This window comes from Oscillospiraceae bacterium (genome assembly GCA_015068525.1).
In the GTDB taxonomy this organism is placed as follows: domain Bacteria; phylum Bacillota; class Clostridia; order UMGS1840; family HGM11507; genus SIG450.
On the sequence record SVKJ01000035.1, the window covers coordinates 1 to 11,310 of the forward strand.

An 11,310-nucleotide genomic window follows, 5' to 3' on the forward strand; every position below is an offset into this window, starting at 1 on the left:
TTTTATGAGCAACTTATGTTGCTCTGTTTGTCATGCAATTTTCAATGTACAGCTGATTATTTTGACTTACTAAAAATTATTTTGAGAATTTTCGTTTTTTTCTCTTGACTTTTAATAGTTAGTCTTAAATTAAAAAGTAATGGTGCTATAAATGTTATATAAAAACCAAGTACAAAGTATTTTATATCATTTTCTATAAGCAGATAGATTGCCGCAATGCCTATGATACCTATAAGATAATTTATAATCTTACTATATATTTTTTTAGGAATTTTATAACCTATATATTTATTTTCTACTAAAAAACCAATTAAAAATCCAAGATATAAGTATGTAATCTTAAGACTGTCATGATCATTAAAGAAAACTATTCCGATAATTCCCGGTATAATAAACAAAAATCCATACCAATATTTCTTTCTTTCCATTATATTATCAATTATATTCCCTGAAATTTTTACAATGAAAAATCCGAGTAAAAAACCAATAAGTACATCTATAATACTATGGACTCCAAGATATATTCTTGAAAAACCGATTAAAAGAGTTAAAACAAGCAAAGGAATAAAAAATTTAATTATGTTAAAGTATCTTTTAACCGAAAACAAAAGTGACATAGAAAGTTGGGAATGATTACTCGGAAAAGAATATCCATACCCGAATTTTACATCTTTATTTACTATATCTGAATTTTTAACATAAGGTCTTCCCACTTTAAATATATCTTTTACAATAAAATTAAAAAGCATACCATTTAAAAGAATAAAACCTGTTCTAATGCCCTTATCTTTATTTATACACCAATAAACATAACATAATACGGCAACAAGAGGGATATCCGTTATAAGGTAGGATACTAAAAGAAAAAATTTATCTAAAAAAATATTGCCATTATTTTGCAAAAATAAATTTAGTTCAAGCAACCTGATCACTCCCTTCTTAATATATTAACATATATTGGTATTTTTTTAAAGACTTTTTTAAAAAATTACAAAATAATACTTTTAAATTATTTTTGTTTGTGATATAATGAAAAAGATGTCAGGCACGGGGACTTGAATTCCATATGCATTAAGAAGGGGTATTGTAAGCAATGAATAAAACAGGATTTGATAACAACAAATATCTAAAAACTCAATCTGAACAAATCAGGAAGAGAATTTCTGATTTTGGCGGAAAACTCTATCTTGAATTTGGAGGAAAATTATTTGACGATTTTCATGCATCCAGAGTACTGCCCGGCTTTGAGCCTGACAGCAAAATGCGTATGCTTCAGCAATTAAAAGACGATGTTGAAATTGTTATTACAATTAACGCTTCGGATATTGAGAAAAATAAAATGAGAAGCGATCTTGGAATAACATATAATGATGATGTTTTAAGACTTATTGATATTTTTGAAAGTCTTCAGTTATATGTTGGCAGTGTTGTTATAACAAGATATGACGGACAAGCTGCTGCAGATGACTTTATAAGAAAACTTAACAATCTTAATGTAAAATGTTATAAACACTATCCTATTTTAGGATATCCTTCCGATGTGCCTCATATTGTAAGTGATGAAGGGCTTGGCAAAAACGATTATATTAAAACAAGCCGTTCACTTGTAGTTGTTACTGCACCCGGTCCGGGAAGCGGCAAAATGGCAACTTGCTTAAGCCAGTTATATCACGACTTTAAAATGGGAATTAAATCAGGATATGCTAAATTTGAAACATTTCCTGTATGGAACTTACCTTTAAAGCATCCTGTTAATCTGGCATACGAAGCTGCAACATCTGATCTTAACGATGTTAATATGATAGACCCTTTCCATTTAGACGCTTATGGTACAATTGCGGTTAATTACAACAGAGATGTTGAAATTTTCCCTGTACTGAAATCTATATTTGAAAAAATTCAGGGTAACTGTCCTTATAAATCTCCTACCGACATGGGAGTTAATATGGCAGGAAACTGTATCATTGATGATGAAGTTTGCAAAAACGCATCAAGAATGGAAATTTTAAGAAGATATTTTACTGCAAAAGTTAATAAGATTAAAGGTGAAAATAATGATGTTCAGGTTTCAAAATTAGAACTTCTAATGAATCAGGCATCAGTTACAACAGATTTCCATCCCGCAGTTTCTTACGCTCTTAAAAAGGCAAATGAAACAAATATGCCTGCCGGCGCTATGGTTTTACCAAACGGTAAAATTGTTACAGGAAAAACCTCAAGCACTTTAGGTGCTGCATCTGCTCTTATACTTAATGCACTAAAAGCACTTGGCAATATTTCTAAAGAATCAGATCTTATATCTTCTGATGTTTTAGAACCTATATGCAAATTAAAAACTCAGTATTTGAAACATAGAAATCCACGTCTTCATACTGATGAAATTTTGATTGCGCTTACCGTTTCTGCTCTCACTGATCCGATTGCAAAACTTGCTAAAGAACAACTATCTAACCTTAAAGGCAGCGATGCCCATTTCTCGGTTATTATAAGCGAAGAAGATGAAAAAATCTTAAAAAGGCTTGGAATAAACGTAAGTTACGAAGCATTATATGAAACTAAAGGTCTTTATCATAAGTAGGTGAAAAAATGAAATTACTTTTTGCTTCTGATATTCATGGCTCAAATCATTATCTTAACAAATTAGTTGATTCCATAGATAAAGAAAAACCTGATAAAATTGTTCTTCTGGGAGATTTATTATATCACGGTCCAAGAAATGACTTACCTTTAGGATATGAGCCTAAAAAAGTTATAGATTTATTAAATTCATACAAAGAAAAAATTATATGCGTAAGGGGAAACTGTGATACCGAAGTTGACCAGATGGTACTTAACTTCCCTATCCTGTCAGACTATCTTAATATATTTATTGATAATCTTAATATCTTTGTAACACACGGCCATAAATATAACAAAGATAACCTTCCGCCTCTTTCAAAAGATGATATACTTATTTACGGGCATACACATATTCCTTTAAATACAGTAGTTGATAACATAATATGTTTAAATCCCGGAAGCGTATCCATACCAAAAGAAAATTCACCGCATAGTTTTTTAATTTATGAAAATAAAAAATTTATATGGAAAACTATAGACGGGCAGGAATATATGAACTGTATTTTATAAGATAAATGCGATGTTTGAAAAGACAAACATCGCATTATTTTTTTACAGTAAAACTATAAATATTAAATACATTAAAGGGATTGTAACAACCGATAACGTGTGAGATATTGTTGTCATTGATGCGCCTGTTTTCGTATCTCCTCCATATGCAGCCGGATAAACAATTGTGTTAAGCCCAAGTGGTGTAGAAAATGCAATAAGAGCAAATGTCATTATTTCATCATTTGCACCAATCAGTTTCAACACAAGCATTATAAGTGCTGGAATTATAATGAGTCTGAAAAAAGTAACAAGATATACTTTTTTGTTTTTCAAAAGTTCTTTTAAATTATATCCGCCTATTATAAACCCTGCAAGGACCATTGCAACAGGTCCCTGACATTTTCCCGCATTATCAAGTGCAGTAATCATAAATTGAGGAACAAACTTTGTCAACCCACAAAGACCTATAAACATCCCTATCGCCAAACCGATTACAGGAGGATTAATAAGACCTTTTTTTAAATTATTAATTATTCCAACATTGTGTTCTTTTGGAATAAGTATATATAATCCCCAACTATAACATACAATTGCGATAAGAAAAGTAAACAAAGAATATTTATAAAAAAAGTCATTTCCCCATACACCTAAAGCAATAAAGTTACCCATAAATCCGTAATTTCCAAAAGTAAGTGCATATTTATAAATATTTCTCTGATATGAAATTTCCATAGATTCCCCTTTTTGTTTTTTTACAAAAAGTTTGGACAGTGGGTAAGAAATTAAAATTGCAAATAAAACAATTACAAAACCATAAAGCATCAATGATGCATTTTGCTTGAAATTTTCAACAGTACATTTTGTCATTTGCGTAAAAAGTGAAAGTGCAGGAACAAAAACAAAAGTTTCAAGTTTTGCCATTACAGTACCTGCGTTTTCGGAAATATTGGTTTTTCTTCTTAATACCAATCCTACTAAAATCAATGTAAACATCATAAGCATTTGTGAAAGCGTAAGATTAAAAATTTCCATTATTAAAGCTCCTTCGCTATTGCTTTTACAAGTTCATTGCCATATAAAACATTTCCAAGATCAGTAAAATGCACATTATCTGAATAATAACATTCAGGATACTGTGGCACAAATTTTTCTGCGTTTATATGTATTACATTTTCAATATATTTTGTAGCATTAAGTATAACATTTCTCACTTCTGCTACTGTAGATATATCACAAGATTTATCATAAGAGTCTGTAATATCATCATTTTCCCTTTTCTTTTCAAGGTAAACAGAATCTGACGGCAGGATTAAAAATATTTTTTTATCAGGATAAATTTCTCTTAAAGAAAGAATAACCTGCCTTGCATTTTCTCCGTTATTAAGTCTTCCTGAAACCCAGTCATTTATCCCGTAGGCTACATAGATAAAATATGGATTAGAAACCGTTTTTTCAACAATTTCAGGTCTGAATACCTGACCTCCAACCGACTGATTTATAAGGTTAGCATCAAAGAAATCCGAAAGAATATTCATACATGTATTCTGAAAGTGCATAGGATTATAACCCTGAACGAGCGAATCTCCCAACGCAAGAACTTCTCTTTCTCTTTTATGAGGAAGATAATCAGACGGAAGATTAACATTTTTTATCTGCATAACCACGGTTGTAGGAAAATATATTGTTATTTTTTTATAATCATCTGAAAAAGGAACAGTATATTTAAAAACATTCTCGGTTTCATTTTTTTCTTCACTTATATTATAACGGTAATATCCGTCTTCAAGTAAATCTATAGAATAATATTCTCTTTTTATTCCTGGAAGAATTTTATAATCAAAAGATATTTCCCCACCCTTTGTGTAAAATTCAAGTTTGACCGACGCGGTACAATTGACTCTTTTTTCAACTTCGGGACTGAGATTTTTATAAAATTCACATCGAGTATCAGAAAATCTCATAATTGATATATAACCGTCTTTTTCTGCTGTTTTAAGACTGCCTAAAATCAGTTTATCAAGAGCAACTTTATTAAGAATCATTATAAACAACCTTTCCTTAATTTATCCACTAAAATATTATAACATACTTTAAAATTTTTTCAAGTTTGAATCACTAAAAAATTCGTACAAATGGGGATTACCCTTTTGCACGAATTTTTAAAATACTATTATAGTTTCTTTTCCTGTTCTTCCTGAATATCAGGATGAATTGAAAGCATAGGTTTAATATCTTTTCCTTTAAGATTTCTGTAAACGTAGTTATTTGTTATTCTTACAACCAATCCTGAAAGAGCAATAACACCTATAAGGTTAGGAACCATCATAAGACCATTAAAGGTATCTGAAATATCCCATGCAAGTGAAGATGTTAAAAGTGCTCCGCACATAATTGTTACAAGGTGGATAACTTTATAAAGAAGAGTTGATTTTGTGCCGAATAAGTATTCCCATGCTTTTGTACCATAGTGATCCCATCCTAAAACAGTTGTAAAGGCAAAAAGCAAAATAGCAACAGCGATAAATCTTTCGCCCCATATTCCAAATACACCTGAGAATGCTTTTGCAACTAAAGTTGCATCTGTTGCTCCTTCCCAAATTAAAGCGCCTGTATTAAGATCGATAGCACCGCTTGTTAAAACAACAAGAGCAGTCATTGTACACACAATCATAGTATCTGCAAAAACTTCAAAAATTCCCCAAAGACCTTGTCTAACAGGTTCAACTACATTGGAATTCGAGTGAACCATAACAGATGAGCCAAGACCTGCTTCATTAGAGAAAACGCCTCTTTTACATCCCTGAGTAACTATATCTTTAATAACTATACCACCGACACCACCAAGTGCAGCAGGAACAGTAAAGGCATACTTAAATATTGCATTAAAAGCCGAACCTATATTTGCAAAGTTTATTGCAATAATAATCAAACTGCCTGTTACAAAAAGAACAACCATTACAGGTACAACTTTTTCTGCAAATGATGCAATTCTTTTAAGACCACCGATAATTATAAGAGCTGCAATAATAAGTAAAACAATACCAATAACTATATGATATACTGATACACCTTCGTAAACAACCTGTGATGAAAGAGATGGAATATCAAATGCTGATACCATATTAACAACAATTTTATTAATCTGCCCCATCGCACCTATACCAAAAGATGCTAAAATACAAAAGATTGAAAATAAAATGGCAAGAATTTTACCTATGTACTTAAATCCTTTTTTAGAGCCAAGACCTTCTTCAAGATAATACATTGCTCCGCCTGACCATTCGCCATCAGCATTCTTTCTTCTAAAATAAATACCAAGAACATTTTCTGAATAGTTAGTCATCATTCCCAAAAATGCCGCAATCCACATCCAGAATACTGCTCCGGGACCACCTGCAACAATAGCAGCAGCAACCCCTGCAATATTACCTACACCGATAGTTGCTGCAAGTGCAGTACAAAGTGCCTGAAACTGAGATATAGATTTTCCTTTTACGTGACCTGAAACATCTTTTTTAAAAAGACTTCCAAGTGTTTCGCTCATCCAGTGACGGATTTTAGTAATCTGGAATACTCCTGTTAAAACAGTCATAAGTACTCCTGTTAAAAGAAGAAGATACAATCCCTTCCCCCATACGAATGAGTTAACATCATTGTTAAATTCTGTTAACCAATTAAAAAAATTACCCATTTTTTTCTCCTTCCGCTAAGAAAAAGATATTTTGACGCTCTTTTTAAAATACATAATTTAAAAAGCGGAGTTTTTGCACAACAAAAACTCCGCATATAAATAAAGCATTCTAAAAACTTTACCTCCGTCCTTTCGCCTGAGAGATTAACTCATAAAATGAGTTTTGCACCTTCGGCACCCTTTGTTCTTAATATAAAGAACCGGACTTCTCCGGAGCGCTATCCGTCTGCAGTCTTTACTTAAATTAATTAAGCACCTGAGAGTGTTACTCCTTCGGCAGGCTCGCGCCTTTTTCCTGCATTCTTCACTTAGCATTAATATTTTTTTCTTAGTATATCATTTTAATTATTGCTTGTCAATACATTATATTATTGTTTATTTATTTTTATGTTCTTTTTCGATAAGTTTTTTAATTGCTAAAACTGCTGTTTTAATTGCATTATCACTATCAAAACATACTTCTTCTTTAAGTCCCATATCACGCCTTGTCTGATTACCCATTATCGTTAAAACTGAACCGACTCTTACTCCTCTTATTGCTCCGACAATAAATAAAGAAGCATTTTCCATCTCACTTGCAAGTACTCCACACTTTAACCACGCATCCCACTTATAATCAAGTTCAGATTGAGTGGGCATACTTTGAGGACTGTGCTGACCATAAAAAGAATCTTTACTCTGGACTACTCCTATGTGATATTTAAAATTAAGTTCTTCCGCTGCCTCTTTAAGTGCCAGAGTAACAGTAAAATCTGAAACTGCAGGAAATTCAATCGGTGCATATTCTCTTGTTGTTCCCTCCTGCCTTACTGCACCTGTTGCAATTACCAAATCGCCTGACGTAACATCTTCTTTAATTCCACCTGCAGTACCTACTCTTATAAATGTATCAGCACCTATATGAATAAGTTCTTCCAAAGCAATTGAAGCAGAAGGCCCTCCTATACCCGTTGATACTACACTTACTTTTTCACCAAATAAATATCCCGTATATGTTACATATTCCCTGTTAGACGAAATAAATTTTGCATCATCAAGATACTTTGCAATTTTTTCACATCTTCCGGGATCTCCAGGAAGTATAACATATTTTCCGACATCGCCTTTTTTTAAATTTATATGATATTCTTTTTCATTTGCGTAAAATAATTTTTCCATATTTTAAACACCTCAAATACAGTATAGCAAATATAAAAAAAAGAGTCAACTGACTCTTTTTTTAGTATATAACAGGCATTGGATTATTTGCGTGTACTGTTTCAATAACACTTATTATCTTAGCCGCATATTCAGGTTTGATTATAAGAGGTGTTCCATTTGTCAATGTTTCATAAAGCATTTTATAGAACTTGATATTTCCGATTGTAAATACTTCATTTTCTATTTTGCCTTCTTCTTCGTGAGCAATTAAGTTTTCACTGCAGTATATCGGATATCCCTCAGCATTCTTAAGTGATTCAAAAATAATTGGTTGTTCAGGATTTTCTCCGTCAACAATATATTTAAGTTTGTAATCTTTTGCTGTACAGGTAAACGTTCCTTTAGAACCCATTACTTTAAATCCGTAAGGACAAAATGCATCATTGGAACTGATTTCAATATCAACAACAGGTTTACCAGGTGCAGTTAAGATAATTTTAGCATAATCCTCTGCATCACCACTGTTAAGGGCTCTTCCAAGTCTTGAAAACTCTACTCTTGCATTATCATCATAATCTAAAAAGCCAAGTGCATGACCAATTGGGTGAGGACCTGTATTATAAACATTTCCTGCCATTCTTGACTGCAGAGTCTGCCAGTCCCATCTTCTTGCAAAGTTGTTGGCTTTAACTTCAACCTGCATAACTTCTCCTAAAACTCCGCTTCTTATAACTTCAATGGTTTTAACAAAAGGTGGTGAAAACAAAGACTGCTGGAATACTGCAAGTACAAGGTTTTTTTCTTTGGCAATTCTTATTAAGTTATCACATTCATATCTGTTTCTTGCCATTGGTTTTTCAACCAATACATTAAATCCGTTTTCTAACAAATCTTTTGTAACGCTATAATGTTCATCAGAATATGTAGCATTGACAACAAGGTCAATATCATCTCTTCCATATAGTTCACTATAGTTTTCGTAAGATTTACATCCCGGATACTCTTCTTCCGCTCTTACTCTTCTTTGTTCATCTTTTTCAACTACTGCTACAACTTTATAATTTGTGTTGTACTCAGATTTAAAATATTTGCCATGAATATCACGGCCGCTTCTTCCCTGACCTATAATAGCAACGTTAATCATAATAATCTACCTCCTATGATAGTATGTTAATAGTAAATCATATTTTATAAAAAGTAAATATTAAAAAATGTTGATTTATATTGCAAAAAATGTGAAGTTATATTATAATAAGTTTAGGACGACTACCATCATATAATTAACAGGTGAAGTGTTATGGTTACAAAAATATCAAAATACTCTGATTCAGACTTTTTATCAGACCACGCAATAATTGAAAATCCAAACGATGAACAATTCCCTTTTCACACACACGATGTATGCGAATTGATTTTTTTAAAGTCAGGAAATATCAAGGCTGTAATTGACGGTAAAGAGTACAAACTTTATGAAAACAGTCTTGTAATATTCCGCCCTAACCTTGTGCACAGAATAAAAATTGAAGACGGTACAACTTACGAAAGATACGGAATACTTTTTGATGAAAAAATTATCGGAAAAGAAGCATACAGTAAAATCGATAAGGATTTAAATGTTATTAACTTTAACGGAGACCATTACATAATAGATATTTTTAAAAAATTTGACTACTATACTTCTTCTTTTGAAGGTGAAGATTTAGGTAAAATATTAAGAAATCTTACCGAAGAAGTTCTTTACAATCTGATACTTGTTAAAAATGAAGATTATGAGAGCAGTTATAATGTTATTAATCCAATTATAAACAGCGCCATAGAATACATTGAAAAAAATTATCGCATGCAAACAAGTATTGAAAATATATGCAAAGAACTTTTTATTTCAAAATGCCATCTTCACCATTTGTTTATGGAAATTTTAAAAACTACTCCAAAAAAATATATAAACACAAAAAGGCTTATTGAAGCAAGAAAACTTATAAGAGGTGGATACAAACCACACGAAGTATATTCCCTGTGTGGTTTTACTGATTACGGAACATTTTACAGAAATTATAAGAACTATTTCGGGCATATACCCTCAAAAGAAAACGAATATGAAATAGAAAGGAAATTAAAATCATAATGAACGATATTATAATGCATATTAACTACGGAGAAAAATCTTTTAATCATTTTGGGAAAAACTCTATTGATGATGTATGTAAATTAGCATCTAAAATAGGTTTTGACGGTATAGAATTCAGGTATAATCCACCTGTTGAACTGTCTGATTATTCTTACGAAGAATATATAACTGAAATAGCAAGATGTAAGAAAAAATACGGACTAAAAAGAATAATACTTTGTATGAATATGCCTGATGCATCAGATCCATTAAAAGAAAAAAGAGATAAAAACATAAACAACATATTAGAAAGAGTAAAAATTGCAAATGACTTATGCCAGTCAGATATTTTTAATACGTACGCAAAAGAAATCAAATCTTCTGATACGTCTGTTCCAAGTGACTCTTATGAATTACATGGAAGTTATGCAGCCAAAGAACAGGACTGGGCTCTTACTGTTGAAACTTTTAAAATTTTAGGAGAAAAGTTATCTTCACTTGGTTTGAAATTTGCCTTTGAAACTCATATGAACTATATTCATGACATTCCATCTTCAACAATAAAACTTGTTAACTTAATTGACTCGCCATCAATAGGAATAAATATGGATTATGGAAACACAGTATATTTCCCTGACCAGCCTGATATAGAAAAAACAATTGAAATATATAAAGATAAACTTTTCTATACACATTTAAAGAACTCTAATCCTGTTCCTGTTTCGTTAAAAAGATTTCCCTGTGCTCTTTCGGAGGGAGAAATAAATCACAGAATCTATCTTAAAAAACTAAAAGAAATAGGATACAAAGGCCCGATAGGAATAGAAGCTCCCCGCCCCGGCGACAGAGAATGGTATGCTTTATGTGATTTTAATTATGCTAAAAAACTTATGGAAGAAATTTTTTAATAAATATTGTTCTTACACAATAAAGGACGTTTTGGGGACTGTCCCCAAAACGTCCTTTTGATAGTTGTAGCATTTACAATATTATACAAATAAGTCCGCCTGAGCCTTCGTTTATTATTTTCTGCAAAGTTTCCTGCATTTTCATTTGCGCTTCTTCTGGCATTTTTGAAAGTTTATTATGTAATCCCTCGTTTACAAGTTCATGTAAAGATTTGCCAAAAATATTTGACGACCATATTGATTTAGGGTCAGATTCAAATTCTTTTAAAAGATAATGAACAAGTTCTTCAGATTGTTTTTCAGTTCCGACAATCGGTGATACTTCAGTTTCTATATCTGCTTTTATCATATGA

At 31.6% G+C, this 11,310-nt stretch carries 11 protein-coding genes and 1 riboswitch; of the genes, 4 read left to right on the forward strand and 7 right to left on the reverse strand.

What is annotated here, in order from left to right:
- Window positions 1-56: 56 nt before the first annotated feature.
- Window positions 57-944, reverse strand: a complete 888-nt coding sequence (locus tag E7419_07755) for a phosphatase PAP2 family protein (GenBank protein ID MBE7015076.1) — start codon at window positions 942-944, stop codon at window positions 57-59.
- A gap of 149 nt (window positions 945-1,093) precedes the next feature.
- Here E7419_07755 and E7419_07760 point away from each other — a divergent pair, with 149 nt between their 5' ends.
- Complete coding sequence (locus E7419_07760; GenBank protein ID MBE7015077.1) at window positions 1,094-2,578, forward strand: DUF1846 domain-containing protein; 1,485 nt, start codon at window positions 1,094-1,096, stop codon at window positions 2,576-2,578.
- An 8-nt stretch (window positions 2,579-2,586) separates the two neighbouring features.
- Entirely contained in the window at window positions 2,587-3,129 is a 543-nt protein-coding gene (locus tag E7419_07765) for a phosphodiesterase (protein ID MBE7015078.1), read from the forward strand.
- A 42-nt stretch (window positions 3,130-3,171) separates the two neighbouring features.
- On the opposite strand, the gene E7419_07770 is transcribed toward E7419_07765, so the two are convergent.
- The 5 genes from E7419_07770 to E7419_07790 all read right to left on the reverse strand — a co-directional run bounded on the left by E7419_07770 (window position 3,172) and on the right by E7419_07790 (window position 9,086).
- Window positions 3,172-4,143: an AEC family transporter gene (locus E7419_07770; GenBank protein MBE7015079.1), complete on the reverse strand. Its 972-nt coding sequence runs from the start codon at window positions 4,141-4,143 to the stop codon at window positions 3,172-3,174.
- A 2-nt stretch (window positions 4,144-4,145) separates the two neighbouring features.
- Window positions 4,146-5,153, reverse strand: a complete 1,008-nt coding sequence (locus E7419_07775; protein ID MBE7015080.1) for an SGNH/GDSL hydrolase family protein — start codon at window positions 5,151-5,153, stop codon at window positions 4,146-4,148.
- A 128-nt stretch (window positions 5,154-5,281) separates the two neighbouring features.
- Window positions 5,282-6,802, reverse strand: coding sequence for an alanine:cation symporter family protein (locus E7419_07780; GenBank protein MBE7015081.1), 1,521 nt, complete (start codon window positions 6,800-6,802; stop codon window positions 5,282-5,284).
- A gap of 114 nt (window positions 6,803-6,916) precedes the next feature.
- Window positions 6,917-7,026: riboswitch (glycine riboswitch) on the reverse strand.
- 151 nt (window positions 7,027-7,177) lie between these two features.
- The gene (udp, locus tag E7419_07785) at window positions 7,178-7,960 is read right to left on the reverse strand and encodes a uridine phosphorylase (GenBank protein ID MBE7015082.1); all 783 of its coding nucleotides are present in this window, start codon (window positions 7,958-7,960) and stop codon (window positions 7,178-7,180) included.
- Window positions 7,961-8,021: 61 nt separating this feature from the next.
- Window positions 8,022-9,086, reverse strand: coding sequence for a Gfo/Idh/MocA family oxidoreductase (locus tag E7419_07790; protein MBE7015083.1), 1,065 nt, complete (start codon window positions 9,084-9,086; stop codon window positions 8,022-8,024).
- 153 nt (window positions 9,087-9,239) lie between these two features.
- Here E7419_07790 and E7419_07795 point away from each other — a divergent pair, with 153 nt between their 5' ends.
- Window positions 9,240-10,067, forward strand: coding sequence for an AraC family transcriptional regulator (locus E7419_07795; GenBank protein ID MBE7015084.1), 828 nt, complete (start codon window positions 9,240-9,242; stop codon window positions 10,065-10,067).
- Window positions 10,067-10,957: a sugar phosphate isomerase/epimerase gene (locus tag E7419_07800; GenBank protein MBE7015085.1), complete on the forward strand. Its 891-nt coding sequence runs from the start codon at window positions 10,067-10,069 to the stop codon at window positions 10,955-10,957. The genes E7419_07795 and E7419_07800 overlap by 1 nt, the downstream gene beginning before the upstream one ends.
- Before the next feature lie 73 nt (window positions 10,958-11,030).
- Here E7419_07800 and E7419_07805 read toward each other — a convergent pair whose 3' ends face one another.
- The gene (locus E7419_07805; protein MBE7015086.1) at window positions 11,031-11,306 is read right to left on the reverse strand and encodes a stage IV sporulation protein A; all 276 of its coding nucleotides are present in this window, start codon (window positions 11,304-11,306) and stop codon (window positions 11,031-11,033) included.
- Window positions 11,307-11,310 lie beyond the last annotated feature (4 nt).